This is a genomic window from Nonomuraea mesophila (assembly GCF_004352805.1).
In the GTDB taxonomy this organism is placed as follows: Bacteria; Actinomycetota; Actinomycetes; order Streptosporangiales; family Streptosporangiaceae; genus Nonomuraea; species Nonomuraea longispora.
Genome location: NZ_SMLD01000032.1, coordinates 53,861 through 69,056, shown reverse-complemented (window position 1 = coordinate 69,056; position 15,196 = coordinate 53,861). Strand labels below are relative to the sequence as shown.

Annotated in this window: 12 protein-coding genes; 4 read left to right on the top strand and 8 right to left on the bottom strand. The window is 69.7% G+C overall.

What is annotated here, in order from left to right; all coding sequences use genetic code 11:
* Nucleotides 1-99 precede the first annotated feature (99 nt).
* On the bottom strand, nt 100-1,455 hold the full coding sequence (locus E1295_RS49660; RefSeq protein WP_181957996.1) for a hypothetical protein: 1,356 nt from the start codon (nt 1,453-1,455) through the stop codon (nt 100-102).
* On the bottom strand, nt 1,449-2,705 hold the full coding sequence (locus E1295_RS15105) for a glucarate dehydratase family protein (RefSeq protein WP_132630897.1): 1,257 nt from the start codon (nt 2,703-2,705) through the stop codon (nt 1,449-1,451). The genes E1295_RS49660 and E1295_RS15105 overlap by 7 nt, the downstream gene beginning before the upstream one ends.
* Nucleotides 2,706-2,810: 105 nt before the next feature.
* On the opposite strand from E1295_RS15105, the gene E1295_RS15100 reads away from it, so the two are divergent.
* Complete coding sequence (locus E1295_RS15100; protein WP_132630896.1) at nt 2,811-4,280, top strand: aldehyde dehydrogenase (NADP(+)); 1,470 nt, start codon at nt 2,811-2,813, stop codon at nt 4,278-4,280.
* 505 nt (nt 4,281-4,785) lie between these two features.
* On the opposite strand, the gene E1295_RS15095 is transcribed toward E1295_RS15100, so the two are convergent.
* The 5 genes from E1295_RS15095 to E1295_RS15075 form a co-directional block, all read right to left on the bottom strand.
* Nucleotides 4,786-5,691: a 5-dehydro-4-deoxyglucarate dehydratase gene (locus E1295_RS15095; protein ID WP_132630895.1), complete on the bottom strand. Its 906-nt coding sequence runs from the start codon at nt 5,689-5,691 to the stop codon at nt 4,786-4,788.
* Between the two features lie 12 nt (nt 5,692-5,703).
* Nucleotides 5,704-6,471 (bottom strand): IclR family transcriptional regulator, encoded by a 768-nt coding sequence (locus E1295_RS15090; protein WP_246080049.1) that lies wholly within the window; start codon nt 6,469-6,471, stop codon nt 5,704-5,706.
* A gap of 67 nt (nt 6,472-6,538) precedes the next feature.
* Nucleotides 6,539-7,399, bottom strand: coding sequence for a carbohydrate ABC transporter permease (locus E1295_RS15085; RefSeq protein ID WP_132630894.1), 861 nt, complete (start codon nt 7,397-7,399; stop codon nt 6,539-6,541).
* Complete coding sequence (locus E1295_RS15080; protein WP_132630893.1) at nt 7,396-8,325, bottom strand: carbohydrate ABC transporter permease; 930 nt, start codon at nt 8,323-8,325, stop codon at nt 7,396-7,398. Before E1295_RS15080 ends, E1295_RS15085 begins: the two co-directional genes overlap by 4 nt.
* On the bottom strand, nt 8,322-9,536 hold the full coding sequence (locus E1295_RS15075) for a sugar ABC transporter substrate-binding protein (protein ID WP_246080048.1): 1,215 nt from the start codon (nt 9,534-9,536) through the stop codon (nt 8,322-8,324). The genes E1295_RS15080 and E1295_RS15075 overlap by 4 nt, the downstream gene beginning before the upstream one ends.
* 234 nt (nt 9,537-9,770) lie before the next feature.
* Between E1295_RS15075 and E1295_RS15070 the strand changes: the two genes are divergently transcribed.
* The 3 genes from E1295_RS15070 to E1295_RS15060 all read left to right on the top strand — a co-directional run bounded on the left by E1295_RS15070 (nt 9,771) and on the right by E1295_RS15060 (nt 12,543).
* Nucleotides 9,771-10,565 (top strand): NAD-dependent epimerase/dehydratase family protein, encoded by a 795-nt coding sequence (locus E1295_RS15070; protein WP_166427239.1) that lies wholly within the window; start codon nt 9,771-9,773, stop codon nt 10,563-10,565.
* An 86-nt stretch (nt 10,566-10,651) separates the two neighbouring features.
* On the top strand, nt 10,652-11,614 hold the full coding sequence (locus tag E1295_RS15065; protein WP_132630891.1) for a LacI family DNA-binding transcriptional regulator: 963 nt from the start codon (nt 10,652-10,654) through the stop codon (nt 11,612-11,614).
* Complete coding sequence (locus E1295_RS15060) at nt 11,611-12,543, top strand: aldose epimerase family protein (RefSeq protein WP_132630890.1); 933 nt, start codon at nt 11,611-11,613, stop codon at nt 12,541-12,543. Before E1295_RS15065 ends, E1295_RS15060 begins: the two co-directional genes overlap by 4 nt.
* 5 nt (nt 12,544-12,548) lie before the next feature.
* Here the strand turns inward: E1295_RS15060 and E1295_RS15055 are convergent, their stop codons facing one another.
* A complete protein-coding gene (locus E1295_RS15055; RefSeq protein WP_166427238.1) occupies nt 12,549-15,005 on the bottom strand; it encodes a SpoIIE family protein phosphatase in 2,457 nt (818 codons plus the stop codon).
* Nucleotides 15,006-15,196: the final 191 nt, after the last annotated feature.

Genomic DNA, 15,196 nt, shown 5'->3' with positions numbered 1-15,196 from the left:
GGTGGGGGACTCGCGGTTGCGTGGCTGCCCGCCGGGAGGTGGCCGGGCAGGTGCGGAACCGCATAGCTGCGCGGGCGGTGTGACCGCGCAGCGAGCGGACTAGCCAAGGAGGCGCAAAGCTTCTCTCACGGCTTCCAGGCGTTGCGGAGAGGCCAGGCCGGCGTGGTAGAGGTGAAACTCGGACGCTCCCGCCTTGGCGTACGCTCTGAGCTGGTCGGCCATTGATTCCGCGTCGGCCGGGCGGGGTGGCAGGGCGAGGACGTAGGCGCCCACTCGCTGGCCAGGAACGGACAGCTCTTTGAGCCGGGCGAGCCGGGCGGCGTCCGTGGCTGGGTCGCCCCAGCAGTTGGCAACCAGTACGTCGGCTCCCGGCTCGCCCGAGGGCAGGGGGGCAAAGGCTCCGGCGGCCCAGGGGTCCGGGTTGGCATGCAGGGTGATGGGGATGCTGGGGGCGGAGTTCCTCGCGACGGCGATCAGGCGTTCGCGCAGGGCGGTGGACAGTTCGACGCGGACGGCGCGCACCTCGTCGGCCCGCCGGCCGAGAGCCTCGTCGATGGTTGCATGCGGGGCGTCGTCGTTGACACGGGTCTGTGGGCCGGTGCCGTGTGGGCCGGTGCCGTGTGGGTCGGTCTGAATGCTGTTGTGTGGGTTGGTTGAGTCGGTGCTGTGTGGGTCGGTTCGGCTGGTGGTGCCTGTGCCGGTTTGGCTGGAGGTGGTGTGTGCGGCGGTCGAGTTGGTGGTGTTCGGTGCGGGCGGGGGAGACGGCCGTGGCCCGGGTGTGGATGCGGTGGTCGTGGAGGGAAGGGTGCGGTCGATGGCGGCGCGGACCTGGTCCCGGGTGTTCGGTGGGTAGCGGTCGGCGCAGGCGGTGCAGAAGCACAGGGACAGCAGGTCGGTGTCCGTGGAGGTCCAGTCGGCGCCGGACGTCTTCTCATGGACGCTCTGGTGGCCGAAGCCCATCGGGCCGCACGCTTCCAGGATCAGGCCGTCGGGTTCGCCGACGGTGAGGATCTCCTGGACCAGGCGCTCGCAGTACTCGATGACGTCCTCGTGCGCGGGACACAGGGCGTACGGGTAGGGGTCGCCGAAGGCGTTGCGGACGGTCAGGTCAGGGTGGGCGGTTCCCAGGTGTGAGTTGTGCGTCAGCACCGTCCAGGCGTACACGTGCAGTCCGGCGGCCTTCAGGGCGTCCCTGGCCTGGAGGTAGGCGTCCGCGGGAGTCCAGGTGGGGGAGGCGGGGACGAGCCGCGACCACGATGACGGCCGGATCGGGAGGTAGAAGGCGGGGTAGGGCACGTCCAGAACGCGGTGTGCGGGGTGGTACGGCGTGGCGGCCCTGGTGGAGTGGTAGACGGCGGCCAGCGCGACCGCTTCGACGCCCAGGCGGGCGAGGCGTTCGGGGGCCGAGGGGTCGCCGACGACGTCCCATGGGTAGACGTAGGCGACGTTCACCACCGTGGCCTCCTCGCGGAGAAGGCGGGCTCGAAGCGCTGCAGGTACGTCGTGTCGTCGCGGGCGCGGATCCCGCATTTCTCGTACTGCTCGCTCATGCGTGCCAGGGCGTCACGGTCGAGTTCGACGCCCAGACCCGGGCCTGCGGGCACGGGGACGGCGCCGGCGGTGAAGCGGAGGGCGCCGGGCGCGACCACGTCCTGGCCGTTCTGCCAGGGAGTGTGGGTGTCGCAGGCGAAGGTGAGGTTCGGGGTGGCGGCGGCCAGGTGAGTCATGGCGGCCAGGCTGATCCCGAGGTGGGAGTTGGAGTGCATGGACAGTTCCAGTCCGAACGTGTCACAGAGGGAGGCGATGTGCGAGGAACGGACCAGGCCGCCCCAGTAGTGGTGGTCGAGCAGGAGGACGCCGATGGCGCGGGAGGCGATGGCGGGCGGGAGATGTTCGGGGGTGACCACGCACATGTTGGTGGCGAGCGGCATGGGGACGGCCGCGGCCACCTCGGCCATGCCGGGAATGTCGGGCGTGGGGTCTTCGAGGTACTGCAGGGTTCCTTCGAGTTCACGGCCCACGCGGATCGAGGTCTCCACGGTCCAGGCGGCGTTGGGGTCGAGGCGGAGCGGCACTCCGGGAAACGCCTCGTGCAGGGCGCGGACGGCGGCGATCTCCTGATCCGGATGGTAGACGCCGCCTTTGAGCTTGATGGACGCGAAGCCGTACTCCTTGATGAGCAGCCGGGCCTGTTCGACGACGCCTGCCTCGTCCAGTGCCGCGCCGAATCTGTCCGGTTCCTCACCTGGGTGGCCGGCCCACTTGTAGAAGAGGTACGCGCTGTAGGGGACGGCGTCTCTGACCCGGCCACCGAGCAGATCCACGACCGGTACTCCGGCGGCTTTGCCGCGGATGTCCAGGCAGGCCACCTCGAAGGGGGAGAAGATCCGGTCGATGCTCTTCTCCTTGGTGGCGACACCGGTCAGGCCGTGCAGGTCGCTGACTGTGTGCCCGGCGACCGCGCTGATCCGGGCGTACATCGTGTTGGTGTCGTGCACGTCGAGGCCGATCAGGGCCTGCGCGCATTCGCGCACCTTGCCGAGGTGGCCGGCGTCGCCATAGGTCTCACCCAACCCGGTCAGACCTTCATCGGTGACGACCTCGACAATGGTACGGAGGGCCCACGGCTCGTGGACTCCGGCGGCGTTCAGAAGGGGCGGATCGCGGAAGGCAACAGGTGTGATGTGGATCTGCCTGATGATCATTACGACCGCCGTCCAGATATGTGAACAATAGCCAGATTTGTGGACAAGTTGCCGCAACTGTAAGAATCAGGCTGAAGAAGTGTCAAGACTCCGAAGGGCCATTCGATGATCTACGGACACGACCCCAGGACAGGCGAGACCGTGGGTGCCGCACTGCCCGAGACCGACAGCGCCGGGGTCGACGTGGCCGTTTCCGCAGCGGCCGCCGCCGGCGCCGCCTGGCGGGCGGCCTCCGCGGAGGAACGGGCGCGCGCGCTCGAAACCGTCTCCGACGCGCTCACCGCGCACGTCGACGAGCTGTGGCAGCTCGCCGACCAGGAGACCGCGCTCGGAGAGGTACGGCTGCGCGGCGAGGTGGCCCGCGCGGCCGGGCAGTTCAAGCTGTTCGCCCAGGTGATCAGGGACGGGGCCTGCCTGGAGGCCATCATCGACCACGCCGACGGGTCCCTGACGCCGCCCAGGCCCGACGTGCGCCGGATGAAGCACCCGCTGCGGGGCGTCGTCGCCGTCTTCTCGGCCAGCAACTTCCCGTTCGCGTTCTCGGTGGCCGGGGGCGACACCGCGTCCGCACTGGCCGCCGGCTGCCCGGTGGTCGTCAAGGCGCACCCCGGGCACCCGAACACCTCGGAGAGGGTCGCGAAGATCGTCCGTGAGGCGCTGCCCAACCCCGACCTGCTGGGGCTGGTGCAGGGCATGCAGGCGGGCGCCGACCTGGTCAAGCACCCAGAAGTGGTCGCGGTCGGTTTCACCGGCTCGGTGGCCGGGGGCAAGGCGATCCAGAAGCTGATCGACGAGCGGGAGGTGCCGATCCCGTTCTACGGTGAGCTGGGAAGCGTCAACCCCGTGGTCGTGCTGCCGTCGGCACCCGCCAAGGACGTGGCCACGGGGTTCGCCGGATCGGTGACGCTGGGCGTCGGGCAGTTCTGCACGAACCCCGGGCTCATGTTCGTGCCGGACGACGACGAGCTGCGGAAGGCGTTGGTGGAGGCCGTCGAGGGGACCAGCGGCGGCTCCATGCTGGCCGAGCGCATCAGGGACGGCTACCTCGGCGGGATCGAGCGGCTGGGCGAACTGCGGCTGCTGGCCGAGGGCAAGCCCGGCGATGGCAACTGGGCGGTCACGCCCAAGGTGTTCACCACCGATCTCGACACGTTCGCGGACAAGCTCCCGCACATCGGCGAGGAGTGCTTCGGGCCGGCGTCGATCGTGGTCACGTACCGGAAGATCTCCGAGCTGCCGGCGGTGCTCGAGCGGCTCGAAGGGTCGCTCACCGCGACCGTGCACAGCACCGACCCCTCCGAGGCGGGCGACGTCGTCGAGGTGCTCGGCAAGAAGGCGGGCCGGCTCATCTGGAACGGGTGGCCGACCGGGGTGGCCGTGTGCTGGGCGATGCACCACGGGGGTCCGTGGCCCTCGTCGACCTCGGCGTTCACCTCCGTCGGCGCGACGGCCATCGACCGGTGGCTGGCGCCCACGGCGTACCAGGACTGGCCCGAGGCTCTGCTGCCGGACGAGCTCAAGGACGCCAACCCGCTGTCGGTCCCGCGCCGGGTGGATGGTCGGTTGCAGGTGTGAGCGTCCGAGAGCCGCGGGCGTGAGTATCGGCGGGGTGACTGCGGGCGCGTGGTGAGCGTCGCGGGGTGGCCGCTGGTGTGAGCGTCGCCGGGTGGCTGCTGGTGTGAGCCTCGGCGGGGTGACGTCGGGCTGATCGCGCATGCCCGTGCTGATCATCCCGACGAATCATCCCGACAAGGCGTGTGAGCGCCGGCAGGTGGTCGAGGACGTGGGGCGGGCCCGGTCGCCGTTGCGGGGTCGCCCCACGCAGGTTGTGGGGTGGCTCTCGCGTGGGTTTGTGGGGTGGCTCTCGCGCGGGCTGTGGGGTCGGTCCGCGCAGGTTGTGGGCCGCCCCGCGTACGGTGTGCGGTTGCCTCGCGTACGGTGCGGGGCGCCTCGTACAAGTCGAGGGACCGCCTCGCGTGAGGGGGGTGTGCCAGCCCTGTGCCCGGCGCGGCGCCCGCCCACAAAGTCGGGCGCCGGCTTCCGGCCGGGACGGGGACGGAGGACGGGGGATGGGGGACGGTCAGGCGCCGGCGATCTCCAGGCCGGTGGTGATGAGGCGTTCCAGCGACCGCACGTGTTCGGGTGAGGGGTCCACCAGCGGCGGCCGTACGCCTCCGACATCCAGCCCCCGGATCCGCACCCCCGCCTTGACCAGGGAGACCGCGTAGCCGGGCACGAGGTCGCGCAGTTCGACCAGCGGCAGGTAGAAACGGGTGAGCAGCCGTTGCACCAGCACCTCGTCCCCGCTCGTCACGGCCTTGTAGAAGGCGAGGGAGATCTCGGGTGCGAAGGCGAACACGGCGCTGGAGTACAGGTTCACTCCGAGCCCTCGGTAGGCGGGCACGGTCAGCTCGGCGGTGGGGAGCCCGTTGAAGAACGTGAAGGGCTGGTCCGTGGAGTTGCGCACGGTCAGGATGATCCGCTGCAGCAGGTCGAAGTCGCCGAGGCCGTCCTTGAAGCCGATCACGTTCGGCACCTTGGCGAGTTCGGCGACGGCCTCGGGGGTGAAGCGGGCGGTGCCGCGCTGGTAGATGATCACGGGAAGGTCGCCGGCCGCCGCGACCTCGCGGACGTACCGGACGAGGCCGGGGGAGGGGCCGGTGACGAGGTAGGGAGGCATGAGCAGCAGCCCGTCGGCGCCCTGGGCGGCGGCCGCCCTGGCGATGGCCTTGGCGGCGGGCAGCGGGCCGCCCGCGCCGCCGAAGACGGGCACGCGCCCGTCGGTGGCCTGGACGGAGACGGCCAGGACCCTGGTGTACTCGTCGAGGTCGAGGGCGCTGAACTCACCGGTGCCGCACGCGGTGAACACTCCTCCCGCCCCGGCCGCGACCCCGTCGGCGATGTGCCTGGCCAGCGTGGGTTCGGCGAGGCCGCCGTCGGCGCCGAAGGGGGTCACGGGAAAGAAGAGAACACCATCTAGCCGCATCAACAGTCCTTTCTAGCGGATGCCCTCCCTGCGGAGAGTGGCAGCCAGCTTGCGGGTGTGCCGGATCACCGCTTCGGTGATCTGCTCGACGTCGGCGGGCCCGAGTTCGGCGGGCATGGAGCAGCTGATCGCGTCGGTGGCCGGGATGCGGTAGTCGACCGCCACGGCCACGCAGGCCACACCGGGTGTGCCCTGCTCGCGTTCGTACGACCAGCCCCGCGTGCGGACCTGGTCGAGCTCGCCGGTCAGTTTGGTCATGTCGGTGATCGTGTGGGGGGTCAGCGCGACCAGCGGCTCCGGCACGAGCGTCACGACCTCGTCGTCGGTGAGCTGGGCGAGCAGCACCTGGCCGAGAGCCGTGACGTGTGCGGGCAGCCGCCGCCCCACCCGGGGGATCACGTGATCGGCGTCGCGCGACTCCCTGGTCGCCAGGTAGAGCACGTGCGCGCCGTCTCGCCGGGCGAAGTGCACGGTCTGCCCGATCTCGTCCCGGAGGTCCTCCAGCGTCTCCTGCACGAAGGGGAGCGCGGGGTCCTTGTCGAGGTAAGCGGTGCCGGTCAGCAGCGCGTGCGGCCCGATCCCGAAGGCCGACCGGGCCGCGTCGGTCTCCACCCAGTTGAGCTCGACCAAGGTCCGCATGAGAGCGTGCAGACTGCTGCGCGGGAATCCGGTGCGCTGCTGGAGCTCCGACAGTGTCATGCTGTGGTGCGAGTCGGCCAGGGCTTCGAGGATGCGTACCGTCCGCTCGGCGGACTTGACCAGCTGGGGCTCCATACTCATCCCATCTCGTATCCTTCGGCGGCTGAAGACATCCAGGATATGGGATACCGTCCATATACGTGGACGCCTAACCCTTGACCGCGCCGCTTGTCAGGCCACGCATGAACTGCCGCTGGAAGGCCAGGAACGCGATGATCGAGGGGAGCAGCGCCAGCAGCGAGGCGGCGAGCAGCACGCCGATCCCCACCTCCTCGTCGGAACGGAGCGAGCGCAGCGCGATGGGCAGTGTCCACATGTCGGACGCCGGTGCGACGATCAGCGGCAGCAGATACTGGTCCCAGATCATGGTGAAGCCGAAGACGCCGATCACGCCGAGCGCGGGGCGGCACAGCGGCACGATGATCGTGGCGAAGATGCGCAGCTCGCCCGCGCCGTCGATGCGGGCGGCCTCCTCCAGTTCGACCGGCACCTCCTTCATGAACTCCGTCATCACGAGGATGGAGAAACCCCAGGCGCCGACGGGCAGGATCATGCCCGCGTAGGTGCCGATGAGGTTGAGGTTCAGCAGCGGCATGTCGGCCAGGACGAGCGAGAGGGGGATCGCGATGATCTCCTCGGGGAGCATCATCGTGGCGAGCATGAGCAGCATCACGACGGTCATGCCGCGAAACTTCTTGCGCGCCAGGGCGTAGGCGGCGAAGACGCTGACCAGCACCTGCAACAGCAGCCCGAAGCCCACGACCACGAACGAGTTGAGCAGGTAGAGATAGACGTTCTTCTCCCCGGCCTGGACGAAGTTGTCCAGGGTGAACTCGTCGGGCCACAGGGAGAAGGACGTCGGGTCGAGGGTCTTGCTGAACGAGCTCATGAGCAGCGCGACCAGCGGCCCGGTGAATACGAGCACCATAAGGCCATAAATCAGGGTCTTTCCGGCGATGGCCAGCGGGCCCTTGCGCGACTCCAGGCCCAGAGCGCTGTCGAACCTCATGTCGTCTGCCTCCTGCGCAACATCTGCACGACCACCGTGAGCGCCAGCGTGGCGGCGAACAACACGATTCCGCCCGCCGAGGCGACGCCCAGCTCGTTCTTCTGGAAGCCGAGCTTGTAGATCAGGGTCATGAGCACCTCGGAGGAACCGTTCGGGCCGCCGTTGGTGAGCACGTACACCTCGACGAAGACCCGCAGCCCGCGGATGGCCGCCAGCGTGAACAGGATCCAGAACACCGGCCGCAGCGCCGGCAGCGTGATGTGCCGCAGCCGCCGCCAGGTGGAGGCCCCGTCCACGGCCGCCGCCTCGTACAGCGTGCGGTCCACGCCGACGAGCCCGGCCAGGAAGATCATCATGTCGTACGGCGTGCCGCGCCAGATGCTCATGATCATGATCGACCACAACGAGGAGTCCTCGCTGGCCAGCCAGGGTTGCGGACCGATGCCCGCCCAGCCGATGATGATGTTGAGCATGCCGCTGTCGGCCGGGTGGAACATGATCCGCCAGACCTCGGCCACGGCCGCCATCGTGGTGACGACCGGCAGGAAGGCGGCCGTCCTGACGAACCACAGGTATCGCGCCGGCCCCTCGATGAGCAGCGCGAGACCGAGCCCCAGCACGATGGAGCCGACCGTGGTGCCGAGCGCGAGCACGACGCTGTGCCAGATGGCCGAGGCGAACTCGTCGTCCGAGATGATCGTCCGGTAGTTCTGCAGGCCGACCCATTCGTCACCGAGGAACGTCTGGACCTTGAACAGGCTCTTCCACAGGCCCACGAACATCGGGATGAACTTGAAGTACAGGAAGAGCACCAGAGCGGGCGCCAGGAACAACCACGCGACCGCAGGCCCCCGCCACCGCACCGATCTGGTGCGGCGGTGAGGGGGCGCCGCCGAGCTCCGCGCCGGCGTGAGTGTGGACGTCATGACGCTTGCTGGCTCTGCAGTTCCTGGGTGAGCTTGGTGTTCAGCTCCTCCATCTTGGCTTTGACGTCGGCGGAGCAGTCGGCCCAGACGGCGTTGATCGAGTCGGCGGAGTCCTGGCGGATCGGCGCCCAGTTGGGCACCGGCGGGGCGTAGACGGCGTTCTCGTACGCCTCCTGGAACACCTTCCACCGCGGGTCCTGGCGCTCGGCGGCCATGTCGACCTGGGTGTTGACGGGGAGCCGGACGATGGGGCCGCTGTTGTCCTTGTCCATGCCGATCCGCTGGCCTTCGGCGGAGATGGCGAACTCGGCGAACTTCTTCTGCGCCTCCTGGTTCTCGGAGCCGGCCATGAGGTAGACGTTCTCGCCCTCGCCGAGCGTGCCGGGGCCGCCGGACGGGCCCTTGGGCACCGGGACGACCTCGAGCTTGTCGGTGCCGATGCCGTTGACGAACCTGGACAGCACGTACGGGCCGGTCAGGTAGATGCCGCCCTGCCCCTTCTCGAAGACCTCGTGCGTGACGGTCGTGTCGTTGCTGACCGCGCCGGGGTTGACGGTCTTGGTCGTGCAGAACTGGTCCTGAAGGTACTGGACGGCCTCGACGGTCTTGGGGTCGTTCATCGTGGCGGTGAACTTGCCGGGGCCGTTGGCCTTGATGAAGTCGCCGCCGTTGGCGTAGATCAGGGAGGAGGCGTACCAGGAGGCGTAGCCGCGCTTGGTGCCGGCGGGGATGACGAAGCCGCTGGTGTCCTTCTTGCCGTTGCCGTCGGGGTCCTTCTCGGTGAAGGCGGTGGCGAGTTTCGCCAGGTCCTCCCATGTCTCGGGCGGTTCCATGCCGACCTTCTCCCGCCAGTCCTTACGGATGAACAGGGCGAACGCCTGGGCGGAGAACGGAGCCGCGTACGTCTTGCCGTCACTGGCCGTGGCGGCCTTCCATGCCAGCTCCGACACCTGGTCGCCGCCGGCCAGGGAGGCTTTGTCGACTTCCTGCAGCCAGCCCTGCGACTGCATGGTGCCGATCTGGGCGGTGTCGTTGATGACGATGTCGGGAAGCTGCTTCTGCGCCGCCTGCTGGTTCAGCTTGGTCTCGAAGTCGTCGAATATCGCGACGACTTTCGTCGGAGTGCCGCTGGCCTTGGTAAATGCGTCGGCGAGCTTCTGTGCGGTCTTGGCAGCATCGGAATCGGCCGGCTGCCTGATCCAGATCTCCAAGGTGTTGGTGTCTTCTGAACTTGATCCCCCGGAACCGCAGCCTGTCAGCGTTACGGCCAGGGACGCGATGATCGCGGTCCCGAGCAGACGTCGTGACATCAGACCGCCTCCCGTTCACATACGTGGACATGAGTCGTGCACATGGATATGTGTCTGTGACCGTAATCACTCATCCCGTTCACGGTCAATATTCAAGGATGTGAATTTCGGCCAGAATCGTGTACACCAAGGAACATGCGCATTCTGATGACAGGGGCCGCGGGAAAAGTCGGCACGTTGCTCCGCCCGCGACTGGCCCGCGAGGGACGCGTTCTGCGCCTCTCTGACCTGCAGCCCGTCGAGCCGGGCCCCGGTGAGGAATGGGTGGAGGCCGACCTCGCCGACCCCGCCGCCGTGGCCGAGGCCATGAAGGACGTGGACGCGGTGCTCCACCTGGGCGGCCAGAGCAGGGAGCGGCCCTGGGCCGACATCGTGCGGGCCAACATCGAGGGCCTGCACGTGCTGATGGAGGCGGCCCGCGACGCCGGCGTCGAGCACCTCGTCCTCATGGGCAGCCACCACGCGGCGGGATTCCACACCAGGCCGCCCGGCGGCGCCGACCTGCCCGACTACGCCTTTCCCCGGCCCGACAGCTACTACGGCGTGAGCAAGGTCGTCATGGAGGCGCTGGGAAGCCTCTACCACGACCGGTTCGGCATGAACGTCACTGTGATCAGGCTCGGCACCTGCAACGTGGCGTCGGCCGACACGCGCGGGCTGGCCACCTGGATCTCGCCCGACGACCTCACGCGCCTCGTCGAGGCCGGGCTGACCGCGCCCGGCTATCACGTGGTCTGGGGCGTCTCGGACAACACCCGCCGCTGGTGGTCGCTGGAGGAGGCCGAAGCCATCGGGTACGTCTCCCGCGACGACTCCGAGGCCCAGGCCGCCGCGCTCATCGCCGAGCAGGGCGAGCCCGACCTGTCGGAGCCGCTGCACCACCGGGCCGGCGGCGTGTTCACGCTCAACGAACTCGGCGGCATCTGGTAGCCCGGCAACCGGTTGCAAGAACCTTGACGGCCACGGGCATGAAGGTCAAGGTTTAGTCTGGCAACCGTTTGCAAGGGAGGACGGCGATGGCGGCGACGATCAAGGACGTGGCCCGCGCCTGCGGCGTCCACGTGTCCACAGTGTCGCGCACCTTCTCCGCGCCGCACCTGGTCAACCCCGCCACCCGGACCCGCGTGCTGGCCGCCGCCGACGACCTCGGCTACCGGCCCAACCGGGCGGCCAGGGCGCTGACGACCGGCCGTACGTTCAACATGGGCCTCATTGTCGCCGACATCGCCAACCCGTTCTTCCCACCGCTCATCAAGGCCGCCCAGGCGCAGGCCAGAGGGCGCGACTACCACGTGTTCGTGGCCGACACCGACGAGGACCCGCGGGTCGAGGAGGAGCTGATCAGGACGCTCACCAAACAGGTGGACGGTGTCCTGCTGTGCAGCCCCCGGCTGTCGAACCGGATGATCGAACGCCTGGCGGAGGACGTGCCGTTCGTGGTGGTGAACCGGCGCGTCAAGGGCATGCCCGCCGTGCTCATGAACGTCGCCCAGGGCGCCAGGCAGGCGCTGGAGCACCTGACGGGGCTCGGCCACCGCAGGATCGCGCTCGTGTCCGGCCCGATCGGCTCGTGGACCAGCAACGAGATGCAGGGCGTTGCCGCCGAGACGCCCGGCCTCGACCTGGTCTTCTTCGGCCCCAACCAGCCGACGGAGGCAGGCGGCCTGGCCGTGGCGGCCGACGTGGCCGCCTGCGGGGCGAGCGCGGTGCTCGCCTACAACGATCTCGTCGCGCTTGGCGTCATCGAGGGACTGTCGGCGATGGAGATAGGGGTACCAGACCAGATAAGTGTGATCGGGTTCGACGACATCCTGCCAGGACGGCTCAACCGGCCCAAGCTGACGACGGTGGCCATGCCGGCGGCGCCGGCCGGGAGGATGGCCGTCGACCTGCTGCTCCAGTCGGGGGGCGAGGGTGCGACCGTGACCCTCGACACCGCCCTCATAGTCCGCGAGTCCACGGGAAGGGCCCAATCATGAACTTCGGAACGCTGCCGTCAGGCGAGCAGGTCGAGAGCGTGGAGTTGTCATCGGGGCGCCTGCGCGCCGAGGTGCTCACCTACGGCGCCATCGTGCGCACCCTGGAGGTTTCCGGGGTGAACGTCGTGCTCGGGCTGGACACACTGGAGGACTACCTCACCCGCAGCCGTTACTTCGGCGCCGTCGTCGGCCGCTACGGCAACCGCATCGCGAACGGGCGTTTCACCCTCGACGGCGTCGAGTACCACCTGCCGATCAACAACGGCGCCCACAGCCTGCACGGCGGCACCGAGGGCTTCGACCGCAAGGTGTGGACCATCGCCGGCCGCACGGACGCGTCGGTGATGCTCGCGCTGACCAGCCCCGACGGCGACCAGGGCTATCCGGGCACGCTGACCGCCACGGTCACGTACACGCTGGCCGAGGACGCCCTCCGGATCGACTACTCCGCCAAGACCGACGCGCCGACCGTGGTCAACCTGACCAACCACTCCTACTTCAACCTCAAGGGCGGCGGCGACGTGCTCGACCACGTCATCCGGATGGAGGCGGAGCACTACCTGCCGGTCGACGAGGGCAAGATCCCGACGGGCGAGCTCGCGCCGGCCAAGGGCACACCGTTCGACTTCACCGAGCCGCACGCCGTGGGGGAGCGCTACGACGGCGCCTACGACCACTGCTTCGTGCTCGACGGCGACATCAGGGTGAACGCCGGCGGGCTGACCATGGAGGTCACCACCACCGAGCCCGGCGTGCAGTTCTACAGCGGCAGCATGCTGGACGGCGTCGAGACGCCGTACGGGCCGTTCGCCGGGTTGTGCCTGGAGACCCAGCACTTCCCCGACTCGCCCAACCAGCCGCAGTTCCCCTCCACCGTGCTCAGGCCGGGCGAGATCCGCACCTCGTCCACCACCTACCGGTTCATCTGACCGGTTCATCCGACCGGGCGCAGGGCGGCGGCGGCCTTGATCACCAGCAGGGCCACGTCGTCCTGCGACGGCTCGGGGGCGAACGTCTCGACCGTGTGCCGCACCCGTTCGGCGATCGCGTGGGCGCTCAGCCCCCGGCACTGCGCCAGCAGCTCCGCCAGCCCGTTGCCGTCGTCGAGCAGCCGGGCGCCGTCCCGCCGCTCGGTCACTCCGTCGGTCACGCACAGGAGCACGTCCTCGGGCGCGAGCTCGAACGTCTCGACGTAGAACCTGGCGCCGGCCTCGATGCCCAGCAGCAGCTGCGGCGTCGCCACCGCCTCGACCCGGCCGTCGGCGCGCAGCAGCAGCGGCGGGGGATGCCCCGCCGAGGCGATCGTGCACAGGGCGCCACCCTGCGGGAGCGGGGTCAGCTCCCCGCACAGCAGGCTGAGGAACCTGCCCTCGTCGTCGTCGTCCTCCTCCATCAGCGCCTGGTTGAGCCGGTCGAGGATGTCGGCCACCGTGTAGTGCTCCTTGGCCAGCAGGCGTACGGCGTGGCGGGCCAGCCCCGTCACCGCGGCCGCCTCAGGCCCGCTGCCGCACACGTCGCCCAGCGCGAAGCACCAGTGGTCGCCCACCGTGAACAGGTCGTAGAAGTCGCCGCCGACGTCCGCGCCCTCCTCGGCCGGCTCGTAGACGACGGCGGACTCCAGGCCGGGCATGGGCGCCACACGCATCGGCAGCAGGCTGCGCTGCAGCACCCGTGACGTGGTCGCCTGCCGGGCGTAGAGCATCGCGGTGTGCAGGTTGAGCGCCACCAGGCGGCACAGGTCGCCCAGCAGGTCGGCGAGCTCCAGCGGCAGCGTCGGCTCCGTGCGGCCGATCACCAGCGTGCCGTACGACCTGCCCTGGGTGAGCAGCGGGAACGACAGCACCGCCTCAGGGCCGGACGGCCAGCTCACCTCGTCGAGCGCGGCGCGGGAGACCGCGGGCAGCGACTTGCGCAGGCCGGCGTTGTGGTGCTCCTCGCTGTGCCAGACGTGGGCGAGCCTGGTCATGCCCGCGAGGTCGGTCAGGTAGACGGCCGCCCACGTCGCGATCTTGGGCACGACGAGCTGCGCGGTCAGCGCCGCGATCAGCTCCTCGTCGTGCACGCCGGCCAGCAGCTCGCCCGCCTCGGCCAGGAACGACAGCCGGCCCCGGTGCGCCCGGTCCTGCTCGGCCAGCCGCTCGCGCTGCAACGGCACCGCCACCTGGTCGGCGATGTGCTGCAGGCTCACCGTGAGCTCCTGGTCGAAGCGGCCGGGCTGCTCCGCCGTCACCGCGAGATAGCCCGTCACCTCGCCCGCGAGGAGCAGCGGCGCGCACGCCAGCGAACGGGCGCGCAGCTGCTCGGCCAGCTCGACCTCACCGGCCAGCAGGTCCTCGATCATCGCGGGCGTCTTGCGCTCGGCGCCGAACACGCCGGTGGCCAGCACCCCCACCAGTCCCGCCGTCGCACCCGCGCCCGCGGCCACGCCGAACCTGTTGCCGCCCTCCGCGGGGAGCAGCACGTACGCGGCGTCGCCGCCGCTGGACATGTGCATGATCCTGGTGATCGTGTCGAGCAGCTCCGGGAACGGCATGTCCTGGTCGAGCAGGTCCTTGATGCGCCGGCCCGCCTCCCTGCGCGGCGCGGGCGGCGGCGTCAGCACGTAGCGGTGGTCGCCGGCCACCACCATCCAGATCGACCTGCGCTCCCGGGCACGCCCCTTGGTGCGCAGATGGGAGACGTAGACGGGCACCAGCCTGCCGTCGGCGTGTCGCATGCGTGCCTCGCCCCGCCAGCGGCCCAGGCCGAGCGTGTCGGTCAGCGACAGCGCGTACGGGCCGTGGCCCCGCCAGGCCACCAGGTCGGCGAGCGGGCGGCCGATCGCCTGCTCGGGAGGCCAGCCGAGCAGTTGCTGCGCCTCGGAGTTCCACGAGCGTACGAGCCCGTCGCCGTCGGAGACCACCACGCCCACGTGCAGGGTGTCGGCGGAGGCGGTGGCCGGCAGGCCCGCCACCGCCTCCTGCCCGTCGCCGCCGTCCGCGAGCTCCAGCCGCACCCAGACCCGCTTGGCCGTCCGCGTGTACGTGACCCCCCAGGCGTCGGCGAGCATGCCCGCGAGCGCGAGCCCACGCCCTGACGGCGGCACCTCGGAGCCGGGGGTGACCTCGGGCATGACACCGGCCTCGTCGATGGTCCGCGCGGGCAGGTGGTCGTCGACCTCGATCTCCAGCTTCGCCGGGCCGTCGTCCACGTCGAGGCGGCAGGTCAGCTCGATCCCGGTGCCCGCGTGCACGACGGCGTTGGTGACGAGCTCGCTCGTCAGCAGCACGGCGTCCTCGGCGAGGTGGCTCAGGCGCCACTCGCCGAGGACCTGGCGGACGAACTTGCGCGCGTGGGCCGGAGCATGCGGTGTGCCCTCGAAGGCCGTGCTCGACACCCGGGTCGTGTCCACTATGCGTCCTAGAACATCACTCGATGTGGCACCTTGGTCACTCTCAGAGTGGCAGACCGGCGGCCTCGCCACCTCCGGTTGTCCATGATCCCCCTGAGAGCGAGAGGTCCCGCCGGCTTTCGAGGTGCCGGAATGGGACGACACCGGCGAGCCTCCGCGCGTTCCGCGGTGTCTCCGACGTACCTTTGGCA